At 64.0% G+C, this 16820-nt stretch carries 15 protein-coding genes; 9 read left to right on the top strand and 6 right to left on the bottom strand.

What is annotated here, in order from left to right:
- Positions 1–4: 4 nt before the first annotated feature.
- The 5 genes from infB to VKS22_03285 all read right to left on the bottom strand — a co-directional run bounded on the left by infB (position 5) and on the right by VKS22_03285 (position 6474).
- Positions 5–3046, bottom strand: coding sequence for a translation initiation factor IF-2 (gene infB, locus VKS22_03305; GenBank protein HLW69630.1), 3042 nt, complete (start codon positions 3044–3046; stop codon positions 5–7).
- A gap of 29 nt (positions 3047–3075) precedes the next feature.
- The gene (locus tag VKS22_03300) at positions 3076–3354 is read right to left on the bottom strand and encodes a YlxR family protein (GenBank protein HLW69629.1); all 279 of its coding nucleotides are present in this window, start codon (positions 3352–3354) and stop codon (positions 3076–3078) included.
- Positions 3332–4777, bottom strand: coding sequence for a transcription termination factor NusA (gene nusA, locus VKS22_03295; protein ID HLW69628.1), 1446 nt, complete (start codon positions 4775–4777; stop codon positions 3332–3334). Before nusA ends, VKS22_03300 begins: the two co-directional genes overlap by 23 nt.
- Positions 4778–4842: 65 nt before the next feature.
- On the bottom strand, positions 4843–5322 hold the full coding sequence (gene rimP, locus VKS22_03290) for a ribosome maturation factor RimP (protein HLW69627.1): 480 nt from the start codon (positions 5320–5322) through the stop codon (positions 4843–4845).
- A 183-nt stretch (positions 5323–5505) separates the two neighbouring features.
- A complete protein-coding gene (locus tag VKS22_03285) occupies positions 5506–6474 on the bottom strand; it encodes a quinone oxidoreductase (GenBank protein HLW69626.1) in 969 nt (322 codons plus the stop codon).
- Between the two features lie 83 nt (positions 6475–6557).
- Here VKS22_03285 and tsaD point away from each other — a divergent pair, with 83 nt between their 5' ends.
- Genes tsaD through VKS22_03240 form a run of 9 tightly spaced genes read left to right on the top strand, consistent with a single transcriptional unit; the run spans position 6558 to position 15301 of the window.
- Complete coding sequence (gene tsaD, locus VKS22_03280) at positions 6558–7562, top strand: tRNA (adenosine(37)-N6)-threonylcarbamoyltransferase complex transferase subunit TsaD (GenBank protein ID HLW69625.1); 1005 nt, start codon at positions 6558–6560, stop codon at positions 7560–7562.
- Between the two features lie 58 nt (positions 7563–7620).
- The gene (gene rsmA, locus VKS22_03275; protein ID HLW69624.1) at positions 7621–8481 is read left to right on the top strand and encodes a 16S rRNA (adenine(1518)-N(6)/adenine(1519)-N(6))-dimethyltransferase RsmA; all 861 of its coding nucleotides are present in this window, start codon (positions 7621–7623) and stop codon (positions 8479–8481) included.
- The gene (gene mutM, locus VKS22_03270; GenBank protein HLW69623.1) at positions 8474–9307 is read left to right on the top strand and encodes a bifunctional DNA-formamidopyrimidine glycosylase/DNA-(apurinic or apyrimidinic site) lyase; all 834 of its coding nucleotides are present in this window, start codon (positions 8474–8476) and stop codon (positions 9305–9307) included. Before rsmA ends, mutM begins: the two co-directional genes overlap by 8 nt.
- Before the next feature lie 44 nt (positions 9308–9351).
- Positions 9352–10215, top strand: coding sequence for a prepilin peptidase (locus VKS22_03265; GenBank protein ID HLW69622.1), 864 nt, complete (start codon positions 9352–9354; stop codon positions 10213–10215).
- Positions 10215–10880, top strand: coding sequence for a dTMP kinase (gene tmk / locus VKS22_03260; protein HLW69621.1), 666 nt, complete (start codon positions 10215–10217; stop codon positions 10878–10880). The genes VKS22_03265 and tmk overlap by 1 nt, the downstream gene beginning before the upstream one ends.
- Positions 10877–11950, top strand: a complete 1074-nt coding sequence (locus VKS22_03255) for a hypothetical protein (protein HLW69620.1) — start codon at positions 10877–10879, stop codon at positions 11948–11950. Before tmk ends, VKS22_03255 begins: the two co-directional genes overlap by 4 nt.
- Positions 11950–12819: a regulatory iron-sulfur-containing complex subunit RicT gene (ricT, locus tag VKS22_03250; protein HLW69619.1), complete on the top strand. Its 870-nt coding sequence runs from the start codon at positions 11950–11952 to the stop codon at positions 12817–12819. The genes VKS22_03255 and ricT overlap by 1 nt, the downstream gene beginning before the upstream one ends.
- A gap of 17 nt (positions 12820–12836) precedes the next feature.
- The gene (metG, locus tag VKS22_03245; protein HLW69618.1) at positions 12837–14522 is read left to right on the top strand and encodes a methionine--tRNA ligase; all 1686 of its coding nucleotides are present in this window, start codon (positions 12837–12839) and stop codon (positions 14520–14522) included.
- Positions 14519–15301, top strand: a complete 783-nt coding sequence (locus tag VKS22_03240; GenBank protein HLW69617.1) for a TatD family hydrolase — start codon at positions 14519–14521, stop codon at positions 15299–15301. The genes metG and VKS22_03240 overlap by 4 nt, the downstream gene beginning before the upstream one ends.
- Before the next feature lie 9 nt (positions 15302–15310).
- Here the strand turns inward: VKS22_03240 and VKS22_03235 are convergent, their stop codons facing one another.
- Positions 15311–16801 carry a flippase gene (locus VKS22_03235; GenBank protein HLW69616.1) on the bottom strand — a complete coding sequence of 497 codons (1491 nt, stop codon included), beginning with the start codon at positions 16799–16801 and terminating at the stop codon, positions 15311–15313.
- Between the last annotated feature and the right edge of the window lie 19 nt (positions 16802–16820).

Genomic DNA, 16820 nt, shown 5'->3' with positions numbered 1-16820 from the left:
CGCCTTAGGGTTGAGGCTGCTTTTCTGCTGCTCCCCCGGCTCCGCGCTGCGCCTCCGCGCGCGGCGCGCCAAGCTTGCGCAACACCGCTTCCATCTCAAAATCCTCGACGACGTCGCCGGGCTTGAGGTCATTGAAGTTCTCGAGCCCGACGCCACATTCGTAGCCTGAAAGAACCTCGCGCGCGTCATCCTTAAAGCGCCGCAGCGAGGCAATTTTCCCTTCCCAAACGACGCGGCCGTCGCGCACCAGGCGCGAGCGCGCGCCGCGCAGCAACTTGCCTTCGGTGACCATCGCACCGCCGATCGTATTGCTCTGAATCATGAAGGTCTGGCGGATCTCGGCGCGGCCGAGCGCCTTCTCGCGATAGGTCGGCGCGAGCAAGCCTTCCATCGCCTCGCGAATATCGTTGAGGACATCGTAGATAATCGTGTAGAGCCGAATATCGACGCCAGCTTTCTCGGCGAGCTGCGCCGCTTTGGGCTCCGGCCGCACGTTGAAGCCGAGGATAATCGCCCGCGAGGCCGAAGCGAGAGTTACGTCGGTCTCGGAGATCGCGCCCACCGACTTGTGGAGCAGCTCGAGTTTCACCTCGCCGGTCGAGAGCCGCTGGAGCCAATCCGCCAGCGCCTCGACCGAGCCGTTGACGTCGCCCTTTACAATGACGCGCAGCTCCTTGACCTCGCCTGCCTGGAGCCGTTCGCTCAAGGTTTCCAGCGAGACGCGGCTGGTCTTTTGCAGTCCGACATCGCGCAACTTGGAGCGGCGGAACTCGGCCACTTGCCGCGCCTTGGATTCCTCCGCGACCACCGTAAAGGCGGTGCCCGGTTCAGGCACGCTGGAGAGGCCAAAGACCTCGACCGGCGTCGAAGGTCCGGCATCCGCGACGCGCTCGCCGAGATGATTTTGCATCGCGCGCACGCGCCCGTAGGAGGTGCCGCAGACGAAGGCGTCGCCGGTATGGAGCGTGCCCTCCTGTATCAGCACGGTGGCGACGGGACCGCGGCCGCGATCGATCTGCGACTCGACGACCGCGCCGCGCGCGGAACGATCGGGGTTGGCCTTGAGCTCCATCACGTCGGCTTGCAGCAGAATCATTTCGAGGAGCTTTTCGACACCTTCGCCGGAGCGCGCCGAGACCGGCACCGTGATGGTCTCGCCGCCGTAATCCTCGGGAATCAGACCCTGCTCGGTGAGTTGCTGTTTGACGCGGTCGATATTAGCTTCGGGCCTATCGATCTTGTTGATCGCGACGATCACCGGCACGCCGGCCGCTTTGGCGTGGTTGAGCGCCTCGATCGTTTGCGGCATCACACCTTCGTCCGCGGCGACGACGAGCACGACGATATCCGTGACCTTGGCGCCGCGCGCGCGCATCGCCGTAAAGGCCTCATGGCCCGGCGTATCGACAAAACTGATCTTGCGGCCGTGTACCTCGACCATGTAGGCGCCGATATGCTGGGTGATGCCGCCGAACTCGCGCTCGGTGACATTGGTGTGGCGGATGGCGTCGAGCAGCGAGGTCTTGCCGTGGTCAACGTGGCCCATCACGGTCACCACCGGCGGGCGCGTAACGCTTTCGCCGGTCGTTACCGCTCCGAGGTCTTCTTCGATCTCCGACTCCGCGTCGAAGGCGACGTTCTCAACGCTATAACCGAATTCACCCGCGACGAGCGTGGCGGTATCAACGTCGAGCACCTGATTGAGCGTGGACATCACGCCGAGACCCATCAACTGCTTGATAATCTCAGCGGCCTTGACGCCCATATTGTGGGCGAGGTCGCCGACGGTAACGCCCTCGGTGATGCGCACGATACGCTTGGAGGCGCGCGGCGTCGTGATCTCGGTCTTATGCAGCTCTTTCCCGGGCATCGCGCGCCGTTTGCGCGGGACGCGCAGGCCGCGCATTTCGCGCTCGGCGGCAATATCCGGCGTGCCGCGTTTTACGACCTTCTTCTTCTTGATCGTGCGCGCGCCGGGTTTGGCCGAATCGGGCGACGGTGGCGGGCCGAAGTTCTCCGGACCCGGCGTCGGCGCGAGCGTGCCGATGCGCCGCTCGCCCGGCCGTGCCGGTGCACCCGGTCGCGAGGGTGCGCCGGGTCGCGGCGGCATCCCCGGACGCGGCGGTCCACCCGGACGCACTCCGGTGGGTGGCGCGGGCTTGGTGGTCGCAGGCTTGCGCAAATCTATTTTGCCGAGCACTTTCGGTCCGGCCTGACCCTCGTCCATCGAGGGCGCCGCAGTATGCGCGCGGTTCGTCAGATTGACCGTGCGGCCCGGTTCGAACTGGCGCCGCACCACGGTTGCGCCCGGCAGGTTGGCCGGCGCTACGCGCGTCGGCGCACCGGTCTTCGTCACTGGCGAAAGCGCCGCCAGAGGCTGAATCTGATCGGCGGGCTGAATCTGCTCCGCGGGCTGAGCTTGGATTACCTCCGGCGGTTCCGCGACGGGAGGCGCGGCCGCGACTGGCGGCGCGGTCTGGGTGAGCGCTGTGGGCCTGGGTTCGGCGTGCGCCTCTGCAATGTGTTTGGCCGCCGCGCCGTTAACCGCCGCGCGCGGCAGTTCAACTTCCGGCGACGCGGCTGGAGGAATCGACGGCGTTGCCGGAGCAGTCGCCGCCGGGGGTACGAACGTTGGTTCGATAATCTGAAGCTCGGGCAAACGCGGCTCGACTTTCAGCGGTTCGTCAAAAATCGGTCCTGAGAAGGTCTGTTCGACAGGCTCCGGGCTCTCCATCTCGAAGTGGAAAGGTTCGACCGGCGCAGCGCCGGGCGCCGGTTCCGCGTGGCGGCGGCGCATGACGGTGGCGTTGAGCCGTTTTTCGACCACCTTGCCGGCACTGGTTTCGAGCGTGGTCTCGCGCCGCATCACGACCGCGCGATGAGCCTGCTCGTCGAGATCGGCCCGGACTCGGCTCGTCTCCTCGGCAGACAGCAGGACTGACTCCGAGAGCGCGTGCGGCAGCTTCAGCCGTTCGCAACTGGCCAACACTTCTTCGACCGGGAAACCCCAATCGTGAGCGAGAGTTTTTATACGCTTGCGCGCCATCGCTGTTATCTTATCTCCGCGTTGCGACGCTATCCAGCCGCGACCTGAAGCAGTTCCGTGATCCTCGAGCGTTCATCGCGCGGAATCCCACGCCGCAACGCGCGGAATTCCTTGACCCGGCTGCGCACGAATTTTTGCAAACAACCGGCGTCACGATGCAGGTAGCCGCCGCGACCGCCGCGCTCCCGTGGCTCGTCGAGGACCAGTGCGCCGTCCACGATCGTCACGCGCACCAGCGTACTCTGCAAGTCGCGGCTGTTGCATCCGAGACAGCTCCGTACCGGTTTATGATTTCGCCTCGACGTCATTTTCCGTGTCCGCGGCGCTAACGGCTGCTGACTCCGCACCGTCGCCTGCATCGGGTGGCGGATACCCTTGAGGCCCTAACGCCGCAGCTTCGCCGACGGCGGATTCCGCCGACTCATCCGCAGCAAGAGCGGCTGTCGCGGCTGCGGCCTGCGCGGCCGCCACCGCCTTTTCTTCTTCAAGCCGGACCTTGGTCGCGACCCAATCGCGCGCCGCATGAATCACCTGGATCGCGCGCTCGGGACTGATGCCCTCGACCTCGAAGTTGTGCTCGTTGGCCTCGGCGAGCTGCTCGGCCGAACGAAAACCCCACTGATAGAGCAGCTCGGCGTTGATGTCGCCGATGCCGGGGATGGCGTTGAGGGAAGCGCGGGCCTCGCGCGCCTCTTCTTCCGCTTCCGAGTCGCTGCGCACGTCGAGCTTCCAGCCGGAGAGGCGATGGGCGAGGCGCACGTTCTGGCCGCGTTTGCCGATCGCCAGCGAAAGCTGGTCGTCGGGCACCACCACTTCCATCGCATGCTCCTCGTCGTCGATGATCACCTTCGAGACCTTGGCCGGCGCCAGTGCGCGGCAGACTAACTCGGCCTGGTCGTCGGTCCATGGCACAATATCGATCTTCTCGCCGCGCAACTCCTGAACGACCGATTGGACGCGGGTGCCCTTCATGCCGACGCAGGCGCCGACCGGGTCGACGTCGCTGTCGTTGGAATAGACCGCAACCTTGGCGCGCCCACCCGGCTCGCGCGCACACTGGCGAATCTCGACAATACCTTCGTACATCTCCGGCACTTCCTGCTCGAACAATTTCATGAGGAAAAGGTCCGAGGTGCGTGACAGGATAATCGCGAGGCCTTTTTCCGAAAGGTCCACTTCGAGGATTATCGCGCGGATGCGGTCGCCCTGACGGTAGCGCTCGTGCGGAATCTGTTCCTTTTCCGGCAGGACCGCTTCGGTCCGCCCAAGGTTGACAAACATGCTCTTGCGCTCGAAGCGCTGCACAATGCCCGAGACGACCTCGTCGCGGCGATCCTTGAACTCGTTGTAGATCTGTTTGCGCTCGGCGTCGCGGATATGCTGAATCAGGTTCTGCTTCGCCGCCTGCGCCGCGATGCGTCCCATGGTCGCGGTATCGAGCTTGATCAGAATTTCGTCGCCGACCTGCGCGTCGGGATCGTATTTGGCGTGCGCCTCCTCAAGCTCGACCTCGGGCCCGGGACTGGCAACCTTCTCGACCACCGTCTTGATCTCGAACAGCTCGACTTCGCCGAGCTCGGCGTTAAAGCGCGACTCGATATTGCGATCAGCGCCGAAGGTGCGGCGCGCCGCCGAATGCATCATCTCCTCGACCGCGCTGACCACGATCGTTTTGTCGATGCCTTTTTCCTTCGAGACCTGTTCAATCACGCGGTTCAGATCGCCCGCCATATTACCTCCGCCGCAACGTCACATCCGTTGATGCGCCGTCGCCGCCGGCCCGCAAGCCGGGAATTTCAGTCGAATCGATGCTCATAGTTGGCGCCCTGGAGCTCCTCGAAGCCGAAGGCCTGCCGGCCGCCGGTCAAGTCGTCATCCAGCTCGATGCCCGCGGCGCTGACGCCTGCCAACACGCCGCCGAAATTCTTGCGCCCCTCCCGCGGCCGATAGGTCCTCAGCTTAATCCGCCGTCCGACATGAGCTTCGAAATCCTTGAGCTTCGTCAAGGGCCGATTGATCCCCGGCGAAGCCAGCTCGAGCGTATAGCGACTCTCGACCGGATCGTAAACGTCAAGCAGATCGCCGACCAGCGGCGTCAGCTGCTCGAGGTCGTCGAGCGAAATTCCGCCTTCGGGCTTGTCGATCAGGAGGCGCAAAAGCGCATGACGGGTCCCTTGGCGGAACTCGACATTGACCAGCTCGAAGCCCTGCCGCTCGATATGCGGCTCGATCAGTTCGACCACTTTCTTCGCCACCGAGTTAAGTTGCAGCACCATCACCGGATTTTACCCGACGCCAATTCTTCGCCGACGGTTCGCTACCAAGTCCTTCAATGTCCGGGAGAACGCGAACCCGCGAAGAACAAAAAATGGGCCGCAGCCCAAGGGCGCAAGATTATCACTATCGAGGATTTGTCGGCAAGCTCGATGACCGAGCGCGCCCGCCGCACCGACAATGGATCAGGGTATCAGCAACAGCTTGCCGACTGAGTTCCGCGACAGCAGATGGCGATGCGCCGCGACGGCCTCGGCCAGCGGATACTTGCCGCCGATCGGAATTTTCAGCTTCCCTTCGCGTGAGAGGCGAAAGACATCTTCGAGACCCCGCCGATGCACTTCGTGATGCGCATAGACCATCGGCACGGCCCATCCGCTGACCTTGAGCGCCTTCGGAAACAGCCGCGTGACGTCGAGCTTGTCTGGAACGCCGCCGGCCCGCCCATATGAGATCAGATGACCGAACATCGCGAGGCAGCTCAGCCCCTTGTCGAAAGTCGGCTTGCCCACGGCGTCCAGAATCAGATCGACGCCGCGATTCGCCGTCAGCCGCATCGCCTCGGCGGCGAAGTCCTGAGTCTCGTAGTTGATGACCTCGTCAGCGCCGTATTGTCGCACGAGATCGCGCTTAACGTCGCTAGAAACCGTGCCGAAGACGCGCGCGCCCGCAGCCTTGGCGAGCTGCACCGCCGCGAGGCCCACGCCGCCGGCGGCAGAATGTACAATCATGGTCTGGCCGGGTTCAGTGCGATGGCAGGTGTTAATCATGTGCCACGCCGTCAGCACCGCGATTGGAAAGGCCGCGGCCTCCTCGAAGCTCAGATGGTCAGGGATCGGAATTACGCGATTTCCGCGAATCCGCGTGTACTCGGCGTACGAGCCCATCCCGATATAAGCGACGCGGGCGCCGGGCTTGAGATCCGTGACATCGTCGGCCACCGCGTCGATTACGCCCGACGCCTCCATACCGGGCGTGTCAGGAAAGACCGGCTTCACGAGATAAGTGCCCTCCGTAAAAAAGAGATCGCCGAAGTTAATCGCGATCGTGTGATTCTTGACGATCACCGTGCCGGGCTTGAGCGCAGGCTTGGGGACTTCCCGCAACTCCATCACCTCCGGGCCACCGAGCCGATCAAACTGAATCGCTTTCATCGAAGTTCGCTGCACTCCCGCTTATGGTAGCATCAGATTTCGATCGATTGATCAAACGGATCACGAATAGCAGACTGCCGATCATGCGAATTCTCGGGATCGAATCCTCCTGCGACGATGCCGCCGCGGCGATAATTGAAACCGATCGCGCAGGCGTCGCGATGGTGCGCGCGAGCGCCGCCGCCAACCAGGATGATATCCATCGCGCGTACGGCGGGATCGTGCCGGAACTGGCCTCGCGCAATCACGTGATTACGATCCAGCCCGTAGTCGAACGCACCCTCGCTGCCGCCGGATGCAAGCTCGGCGATCTCGACGGCATCGCAGTAACCCGCGGCCCCGGACTGGTCGGATCCCTGCTGGTCGGCCTGATGTACGCCAAGGGACTGGCGCAGGCGACCGGCTTGCCGCTGGCGGGCGTCAATCATATCGAGGGCCATCTGCTCGCGCCGCTGCTCGAGCATGAAGTCGCGATGCCCTATCTGGCGCTGGTCGTTTCGGGCGGTCACACCGCGCTGTTTATGGTCGAGGATTTCGGCAGCTATCGCCGGCTCGGCTCAACCCGCGACGATGCGGCTGGCGAGGCTTTCGACAAGGTCGCCAAGTTGATGGGCCTGGGTTATCCGGGCGGCAAGATAATCGACGACCTGGCGCGTAGCGGCAACCCGCGTCGGGTCAAAATTCCGCGCGCGCGGGTCAAAGGCGCGCCGCTCGACTTCAGCTTCAGCGGCGTCAAGACCGCCGTCGCCACGCTGTTGCGCAGTGAAGCCGGCGTGACACTGAGTCACGCCGATTTGGCCGCGAGCTTTCAGGAGGCGGTAGTCGAGATGCTGGTGCGGCCGACCTTGGCGGCCGCGCGCGAAGTTAACGCGGATACGATCGCACTGACTGGCGGGGTCGCGGCCAACTCACGCCTGCGCGAGTGCCTGGCCGCGGACGCCGCGGCTGACGGCCGCCGGATGGTCGCGCCGAGTTTCAAATACTGCACCGATAATGCCGCGATGATCGCGCTCGCCGGCAGCCATCGGCTGCTGCGTGGCGAGCGCGACGCGCTCTCGATCGACGCCGCGGCCAACCTTGCGCTCTAACTCAGTTCCTGCAACGGACCTTGCGTCCGCTCCCAGCTCCGCGCTGGCGCGCGCCGGCGTGCGTCCGCGAAAATCGCGCGGCCAGAACTTCCTGGTGCAGGCGCGCCTCGCTGAGCGGATTGTCGCTGCGGCGCAACTCGTCCCGAATAATCGGGTCGTCGAGATTGGGCCCGGACTCGGAATCCTGAGCGACGCGATCGCGCGTCATCCCCTCGCGCGGCTGACCTTGATTGAGCTTGATCCGCGTCTCGCCGCGCCGCTGGCCGCGCGTTTCGTCGCGGATTCCCGCATCATCGTGATTAACGAAGATTTTCTACGCACCGACCTCAAAGCGCTCGCTGAGGACCGAAAAGCCGTCACGGATGCTCACGAGTTCGATGACCGCAGGTTCAAGGTAATCGGCAACCTGCCGTTTAACGCCGCCGCCGCGATCCTCGAGCGGCTGTGCGCGTCTCGTCCGCTTATCACGCGTATGGTCTTGATGTTTCAGCGCGAGGTCGCCGAGCGTATTCGCGCGCGACCGCGCACCTCCCAGTACGGCGCACTCAGCGTCTATACGGCGCTCTACTGGGAGGTGATTGATCATTTTCGCGTGGCCGCCGGCAATTTCCATCCGCGGCCCAAGGTCGATGCTGAAGTTCTGGTTTTCTCGCCGAGCGCTGATCAATTATTCGCCAGCGAATCTGAGGAGCAGGCGATTCTGACCACTATTCGCGCGAGCTTTTCCACGCCGCGCAAGACGATCCGCAACTCGCTCGCGACCGGACTGCGGCTGCGACTAGGCGTCGCCGAAGAGGCTCTGGCCCGCGTGGCGATCGAGCCGTCAGCGCGGCCCGGGATGTTGGCCGTTGCCGACTTCGTCAGGTTGGCGCGGGCGCTGGGCGACGCCGCACGCCCGCCGGATTGCCGCGATGCCTGAACTCCCCGAGGTCGAATCGTTGCGGCGGATCCTCGCGCACTCGATCGTCGGTCGCACGATCGTCGGCGCGAGCGTCGCCGACCCGCGCCTGCGTCGCGCCGTCGCCGCGGACCTCGCTACGAGTATCGCCGGCGGCGCGATAACTGGCGTGCAACGCCGGGCCAAGTATCTGCTGATCGAACTCCACGACGAGCGTCTCCTGATGGTTCATCTCGGCATGAGTGGCAGCCTGACCCATCGCCACGCCGCGCTTGACGCCGCCGGTTTCGACCCGCGTCACGATCACGTCAGCTTCAGGCTCGACGACGGCAGCGCACTCGTTTTCAACGATCCGCGGCGCTTCGGCCTGATGAAATTGATCGCCCGCGCCGAGCTCGCCGCGATCGCGGAGCTCGCGGCGATCGGCCCTGAGCCCTTCGCGCGCGAGTTCGACGCCGCATACCTGTGGAAAGTCACGCGCGGACGCGCCACCGCGATCAAAAACCTCCTGATGGATCAGCGGACCGTCGCCGGCGTCGGCAATATCTACGCCTCCGAGATTCTCTTTCGCGCCCGCGTCCGGCCGACGCGCCGCGCCGGCAAAGTCACCCGCGCCGAGTTGGCGCGGATCGCGACGATCACGCGCCAGGTCTTGCGCGAAGCGATTGGCGGCGGCGGCACGACCTTTCGCAGCTACCGCGACTCGCGCGGGCAACCCGGCCGCTACGCAAAGCGCCTGCAGGTTTACGATCGTGAAGGTCAGCCATGCGGGGCGTGCGGTGCGGCCATTCGTGCCGTCGTCGTCGGTCAACGCTCGAGCTTTTTCTGCCCTAAGTGCCAAAAGTAGGGCCGCGATAGCGCCGCCTCTGACGCGTATGTAAGCTCAAAATAATGGGCGAGGGGGGCTTACTTGGCGTGCCGGGAGCTATACTTGTGTTCGCGCTCGGCGCCTGCGTCGGCAGTTTCGCCGGCGTCGTTGCTTATCGGCTCCCGCGCGAGCTTTCGATCGTCGCGCCGCGCTCGTTCTGTGCGCGATGCCGCGAGCCGCTCGCGCTCTGGGCCAATCTCCCGCTCATCTCATACATCGTGCTGCGAGGCCGTTGCCCACGATGCGGTGGCGAGATCGGCTTCCGCTACTTTCTTATCGAGGCCGCGCTCGCCTCGGCGGCGATCTACTTATACTTGCAATTTCCTCCCGCCGACGCACTCTCGCGCTTTGTCCTCTGCGCCAGTCTCCTGGTGATCGGCATGATCGACTTTGACTGGGGCGTGATCTACGACGGCGCCGCCCTCACGATGGTTCCGCTCGGCTTCGTCGCCGCATGGTTGCTGATGCCCGAAGTCGGCTGGCGAAGCTCGCTCATCGGCATTATCGGAGGCATCACCTTTTTGTTTGTGACGCGCTTCGGCTACTGGCTGATTCGTCGAAAAGAAGGCGTAGGAGTGGGCGACTTTTACGTAGTTGCGATCGCCGGCGCATTTCTCGGCTGGCCCGGCGCATTTTTCACGCTCTTTTTCGGCTCGCTTTTCGGCTCGATCGGCGGGCTGGCCATCGCCATAAATGGATGGACGTTGCCGGAGGAGCCGCTGTCCGAGGCGATCGCGGAGGTCACAGCCGCGCGCAGCGCTGATTCGCCCACAGATGAGACCTCAGTGCTCCAACGACCGATCCCGTTCGGTCCGTTTCTCGCTCTCGCCGCCGCGGTCTACGCCCTGTTTCAGACACCGCTCACGCGCTGGTATCTTGCGAGCTGATGGCGCGCGGACTCTTCATCACGCTCGAAGGGGTCGAAGGCTCGGGCAAGACCACGCAGGCGGCGATCCTCGCCGACCGCCTGCGGGCCCTGGGCTATGCTCCCGCGACGACCCGCGAGCCCGGCGGCACGCGCGCCGGCGTCGTGATTCGGACGATCTTCCTCGACCCCGCGGTCGCGCTCGAACCTGCCGCCGAACTCCTGCTGGTACTGGCGGATCGCGCGCAGCACGTGCGCGAAAAACTTGAGCCCGCGCTGGCCGCGGGCACAATCGTGATCTCGGATCGCTACTCCGATTCGACCGTCGCCTATCAGGGCTATGGCCGCGGCTTCGATCGGCGATTGCTCGACGAGCTCAACCGCCTTGCCAGTAACGCGACGGCGCCGGACCTGACTTTTGTGCTCGATTGTCCGGTCGAGCTCGGACTCGCCCGCACGCGCGCGCGCCAAACCGGCGGCGCCGCGTCCGCTCGCCAAACGGCCGGCATCAAGCCCGATCGCTTCGAAGGCGAGCAGTTGGAATTCCATCGGCGGGTGCGCGAGGGCTTTCTCGCGATCGCGCACGCAGAGCCGGCGCGCGTCACGGTGATCGACGCGACGCTGTCCGCCGACGCCGTCAGCGCGGCGATTCTGCGCGCGGTGACGCTGCGTTTGGAGCCGTCATGAGTTTCGCCGCCCTCGCGGGAAATCGCGAACTCGTGGCCGGCCTCGCGCGCGAGCTCGAACGACGGCCCTCCCATGCCTACCTCCTCGCCGGGCCGCACGGCGTCGGCAAGGCTTTGATCGCACAGGGCTTCGCGCACAGTATCCTGTGCGAACGTGCGCCAGGACCGGGCTTTTGCTGCACTGTCGTGAGTTGTCCGGTGCGCGAGCCGCAGGGGGCCGGTCGCGGACGCAGCGCCGCCACTCCCGCCCTCAGATGCGCTTGCTGCGAAGCCTGCGTCCAGATCGCGACTGGCGTACATCCGGACTATGCCTACATCGCCCGCGCCGCGAATCGTTCAGACGTCCTCATCGAGCAGGTACGCGGCCTCATCGATCATCTGGGCGTGCGGCCGGCGCGCGGTCCGCGCCGCGTCGCGATCATCGACGACGCCGAGACCCTGAACCTGCCCGCGCAGAATGCGCTGCTCAAGACGCTTGAAGAGCCGCCCGGGGCGACCCTGATCTTTCTGGTCAGCGACAGCGAACGGGCGCTGCTCGACACGATCCGGTCGCGCACGCGGCCGATCCGTTTTGCGCCGCTCGAGACCGCGGAAGTGGCGGCGATCCTGGTTGCGCGCGGCGGGCTCGATGCCGATCGCGCAAACGCGATCTCCCGTCTCGCGCGCGGCAGCGTCAGCCGCGCGTTCGAACTCGCCGAGGGCGAGTCGCCGCCGGCCGAGGATTTGCTGGCGGCGCTCAGCCGCGCCCGCGCGCTCGGCTTCGACGGCGTCCAGGCGCTCGCCCAGGAATTCTTCGGCGGACGCGAGCAGGCTGCCGACAACTTCGAGCTGATCGCGCGCCTGCTCGCCGAGGTGCTATCGTGCAAACTGCTCGGGACGGTGCCGGAGGCGTCAGCCCCAACCACCGCGAAGATGATGGCGCAACTCGCTCTCCAACTCGAAGTTTCCACGATCGCGGGACTCGCCGCGCGCGCGCTGGCAGCGCGCGCCGCGATCGAAGCGATGGCCAATTCACGCCTCCAGGCCGAGCAATGGTGGATGGCGGCGAGCGCCGCCCTCAGAGGTGAATAGTGGCTGCTGACATCGATCCCTTCGAGACCCCAGATAATTCGCCCAAAATCGTCGCGGTCAGCCTGCAACCCACCGGTCATCTCTACAATTACCTGGCGCCGGCTTTTGCGCTCCGGCGCGGGGATCGCGTGCTGGTCGACACCGAAAACGGCGCGCGTCTGGGAACCGTTGAGCTCGCTCCGCATGAGCCCGCCCGCACACTCGATCTCCGCTCGCTTAGAAGCGTTACGCGGATCGCCAACGATCGGGATTATCGCGTCGAGGAGGACAAGCTCGCGCACGAAGCGGAGGCCGAGCGTCTATGCGTCACCCGTATCCGGGAACGCCGCCTCGAGATGAAGCTGGTTAAGGCGGACTACACGCTGGACGGGCGCAAGGCGCTCTTCTACTTCGTCGCCGAAAATCGGATCGACTTCCGCGATCTCGTCCGCGACCTCGCCAACACGCTGCGCGTGCGCGTCGAGATGAAGCAGATCGGCGCGCGCGACGAGACCAAAGTCACCGGCGGTCTCGGGCCGTGCGGCCGCGAGCTCTGCTGCTCATCCTTCCTGCGCGACTTCGACACCGTGACGGTCAAGATGGCGCGCGATCAGGGTCTGGCGCTCAACCCCTCGCGGCTCGCCGGGATGTGCGGCCGGCTCAAGTGCTGCCTGAAATACGAATATGCGACGTATGTCGAACTCAAGCGCGCCCTGCCGAATCTCGGCAAGCGCGTCGAATCGGTAAAAGGCGACGGCAAAGTTACGCGCCAGAATATCCTCAAGCAGACCGTCATGATCCAGCTCGAGAGCGACGGCAGTTTCGTCGAGGCGACGCTCGAAGACCTCGTCGACGCGCGCCGTCCGAAAGAAGCGCCGCCCGCCTCCTAAAGCAGCGCCGATTACCTATGCCTCAGCGCGTCCATATCACGACCGCAATCTTCTATTGCAACGGCGCGCCGCACGTCGGCAGCGCCTACGAAGCGCTCGCCGCCGACGTTTTCGCCCGCTACCAACGGCGGCGGGTCGGCCGCGAGCAGGTGACCTTTCTCAGCGGCACCGACGAGCACGGCGACAAGATTCGCCGCGCCGCGCTCGCCCAGGGACTCGCGCCCAAGGTCTATACCGATCAGATGAGCGAGCTGTTCCGCGCCGCCTTCGCCGGTCTCAACGTCAGCTTCGATTACTGGGTGCGCACGACCGATCCGGTGCATGAAAAATTCGTCCAGGCGATGCTGACCCGGACCTATGCGCGCGGCGATATCTACTTCCGCGATTACGCTGGGCTCTACTGCGTCGATTGCGAGCGCTTCTATACCGAGAAGGAATTATTGCCCGATAGTATTTGTCCCGTACATAACAAAAAGGTCGAGCTGATCAACGAGGGCAACTATTTTCTCAAGATCGACAAGTATCGCGAGGCCGTGCTCCGCCATATCCACGATCATCCCGATTTTATCCGGCCCGAGCGCTACCGCAATGAGGCGCTCAACATGCTCGCCGAACCACTCGCCGATCTCTGCATCTCGCGGCCTAAAACGCGGATGGACTGGGGCATCGAAATTCCCTTCGACGATCGCTATGTGACCTACGTCTGGTACGACGCCTTCTGGACCTACGTCAGCAAACCGGCCACCGACTCGGGCGATATCGACCGCTACATGCGCGAGGTCTTTCCCCATACCGAACACTTCATTGGCAAGGACATCCTCAAGACCCATGCGGTTTACTGGCCACCGATGGTGCTGGCGGCGGGCTTCGACGGGCTTTTTTTCAAGCATCTCAACGTCCACGGCTGGCTCAACTTTGGCGGCTCGCGCATGTCGAAAAGTTCCGGCAACGTGCGCGATCCGGTCGCCTATGAACAATCCTTCGGCCCCGACGTGCTGCGCTACTTCGTGATGCGCGAGATGGCCTACGGTCTCGACGGCGATTTTTCCGAGGAGCGGCTGACCGAGCGTTACAACGCTGACCTCGCCAACAACCTCGGCAATCTCGTGAGTCGTGTCCTGACGATGGCGCGGAATTATTTCAGCAGCGAGATCAAGAGTTTGCCAACAGATCCTTCTCTCTTGGCCAGCTTGGACGTAAAAGCGAGACCCAAGTTCGGTGACCCTCTTGGCCCCACTCCGGCAAATCCGGCTATTATGTCGACACTGACATCGCTCCATCAGACTCCACCGATAGATATAGGACCTCCGGGATACATCGACCTTCATCTTTGCGGTGTTTTCACAGACCAGCCCGCCACGGTCGGAAAACTAGTCGATCAGCTAAGCTTCAACCGTGCACTTGAGGAAATATGGAAGATGCTCGATTTTGCCAATAAGTACGTTGCGATGACGGTGCCATTCACACTATTCAAAACAGATCCAGCACGCGTTCAAGTGATCCTCGCAAATCTGACAGAAGCGGTGCGTGTTCTCGCGAACACCCTCGAACCCTTCATGCCGGTGACCGCACAAAAAATCTTCGCGATGCTCAACGTCGATGAGGAGACTGCGCGCAAGCCCTATGGCGAAGGCTTGAAGCTCGGCCATAAGGTCAATCCGCCGGTCGCGCTTTTCCCGCGTATCGAGAAAGCCAAAGCTTGATTTTTTCCGTCCCCGATAGCCACTGCCATCTCGCCGACCCGCGTCTGCGCGAAGACGTCGAAGCCGTAATCGCCCGCGCGCGCGCGGCGGGCGTCGAGACGATTATCTCAGTGGGCGCGATCGGCACAATCGAGACCGATCGCCGCACCGTCGAAATCGCCGAGCGCAACGACAGCGTTTATGCGGTAATCGGCGTCCACCCGCACGACGCCAAGGATTGCGACGCGGCGCGACTCGACGAGCTGCGCGATCTGGCACGCTCCCGGCGCGTCGTCGCGATCGGTGAAAGCGGCCTCGATTTCCATTACCTGCACTCGCCGCACGAGGCGCAGGAAGCGGCGCTGCGGCGTCATCTCGAGCTGGCCGCCGAGCTCGGCCAGCCCATCGTGATCCATTGCCGCGACGCCGAAACACGCGTCCGCGAAATCGTCGAAGAGGTCGGGATACCGCCGCGCGGCGGCGTGATTCATTGCTTCACCGGCGACACGGAGGCGGCCCGCCGTTTCCTCGCGCTCGGCTTCCATATCTCGTTCTCGGGCATCGTGACTTTTCGCAACGCCGCCACGAGTCGCATCGCGGCGACGGTCGTGCCCGACGACAGGATTATGATCGAGACTGACGCGCCCTATCTCGCGCCCGAGCCGTATCGCGGGAAACGTAACGAGCCGGCCTTTGTCATGCGCACGCTCGAAGTTTTGGCCGGTTTACGCGGCGTTGATTCCGCGGCGCTCGCCGCGATAATCACCACCAACGTCGCCCGCCTGTTTCTCGCTACATAAAGCGCCGAATTATAACGCTTTGCCGCGAAGCTGGCCGAGGCGCTGCGCCAGCCACGGCCGGATGAAGTCGGCGCTCTCGCGCAGCAGCCCCATCTCGGTGGGGGAAACGCCGCCCAGCCTGATCACAATGAACATATAGATTGTACCGCCCGCCAGCGCCAGCGGCGCCAGCGCTAACAACGACTGCGGATGGAGCAAATATAAGAATGCGCCCATCGCCACGCTGGCGACGCACGGGGGCCAGATAATTGCGACCGAATTCAGCGCAAAGCCGGCTTCCCAGACGCCGCCGATCCACGCCGCCAGCACCAGCGACTCGGAAACCATCAGTGCGATACACGGCCCCAGAAAGTTGAAGTACCGCACCAGAATCAAGTCCAGCGCGACACGCACGACCAGCGCGGCCGTCGAAGTGACAAACAGGAAACGCTGGCGGCCGAGTGCGGTCAGCAGAAACGGAAACGGCGTGGTCAGGAAGGCCAGCCAGAGGCCGACGCTCAGCAGGCGCATCGCCGGGGCGGCGGCGCGATAGCTCGCACCCAGCAGTCCGACCGTAAGGACCCCCGGGCAGAGCGCAAACAGTACCGCGAACGGAAAGCCCATCAGCGCGAAGGTTTTGACACTGCGTTCGTAGGCCTCGCGAAATGCTGGGCGCTCGCCGGCGCCCACCGCTGAGCGCGAGTACAAGGGAATCAGGGGCAAAACCAGCGCCTGTGGCAGAAAGCGCAAACCGGTCGCGATTTTGAAAGGTCCGCTGAACAGCCCGACCGCGGTCGCCCCAGCCAGCAGCGTGAGGACGATGATGTCGGCTTGATCGGCGAAGATCCGCACCGCGTTGGCGGCGCCGACCGGAATCGACTCGCGAATCAGATATTTCCACGCCGCAAAATCAAGGCGCATCCGCGGGCGGCCGTAATCGCGGGTCACCTTCCACCGATAAAACCACCATTGCACCAGCGATCCCGTCAGGTGCCCGGCCACCACGCCCGGTAGCCCGTAATGCAGCATCATCGCCGCGCTCACCACCGCCAGCGCCACCATCTTGTGCATGACGAAGCCCAGGGCGTTATTCTCGTAATCCTCCTGCGAGCGCATCACCGCGCCCCAGCATCCGCAGATAAACTGCCCCAGCCCCTCGACGCCCATCAGAGCGACCAGTATCGAGAGCTCGCGGCTGAAGTGAAAAAACGGGATGACCGCGGCCATCAGCAGCGTTGCCCCGAAGCTCATCACCCAGGCGAGTCCGAGGGTCGCGCCCAAGACCTCCTGGATCTTTGCCGGTTCGATAGCAAGGTCGCGCGTGAGGATGATGCTCAGGCCGCCGTCAGCGATCCGGAAAATCACAAAGCAAAAGGCGAGCATGAACGAGTAGGCGCCGAAATCGGCGACCGAAACGTTGCGCGCTACGATAATGATGATGGCGAGCTGGAGCAGGCCCGCGACTGCCGTGGCGCCACCGCTCGCCAGAATATTCTTGGCGATCAGATGGGATTGCTTCACGGCCGCACTTTTTTCATCG

The organism is Candidatus Binataceae bacterium, from assembly GCA_035308025.1.
In the GTDB taxonomy this organism is placed as follows: domain Bacteria; phylum Desulfobacterota; class Binatia; order Binatales; family Binataceae; genus JAJPHI01.
The sequence above is the reverse complement of the archived record's forward strand: the minus strand, read 5'-3'. Positions and strand labels throughout refer to the sequence as shown.

Coding starts and splice junctions, on each gene's coding strand:
- infB (HLW69630.1), bottom strand. CDS start 3,046: ATGGCGCGCAAGCGTATAAAAACTCTCGCTCACGATTGGGGTTTCCCG.
- tmk (HLW69621.1), top strand. CDS start 10,215: ATGGCGCGCGGACTCTTCATCACGCTCGAAGGGGTCGAAGGCTCGGGC.
- mutM (HLW69623.1), top strand. CDS start 8,474: ATGCCTGAACTCCCCGAGGTCGAATCGTTGCGGCGGATCCTCGCGCAC.
- metG (HLW69618.1), top strand. CDS start 12,837: ATGCCTCAGCGCGTCCATATCACGACCGCAATCTTCTATTGCAACGGC.
- VKS22_03265 (HLW69622.1), top strand. CDS start 9,352: ATGGGCGAGGGGGGCTTACTTGGCGTGCCGGGAGCTATACTTGTGTTC.
- nusA (HLW69628.1), bottom strand. CDS start 4,777: ATGGCGGGCGATCTGAACCGCGTGATTGAACAGGTCTCGAAGGAAAAA.
- VKS22_03300 (HLW69629.1), bottom strand. CDS start 3,354: ATGACGTCGAGGCGAAATCATAAACCGGTACGGAGCTGTCTCGGATGC.
- VKS22_03255 (HLW69620.1), top strand. CDS start 10,877: ATGAGTTTCGCCGCCCTCGCGGGAAATCGCGAACTCGTGGCCGGCCTC.
- rimP (HLW69627.1), bottom strand. CDS start 5,322: ATGGTGCTGCAACTTAACTCGGTGGCGAAGAAAGTGGTCGAACTGATC.
- tsaD (HLW69625.1), top strand. CDS start 6,558: ATGCGAATTCTCGGGATCGAATCCTCCTGCGACGATGCCGCCGCGGCG.
- VKS22_03285 (HLW69626.1), bottom strand. CDS start 6,474: ATGAAAGCGATTCAGTTTGATCGGCTCGGTGGCCCGGAGGTGATGGAG.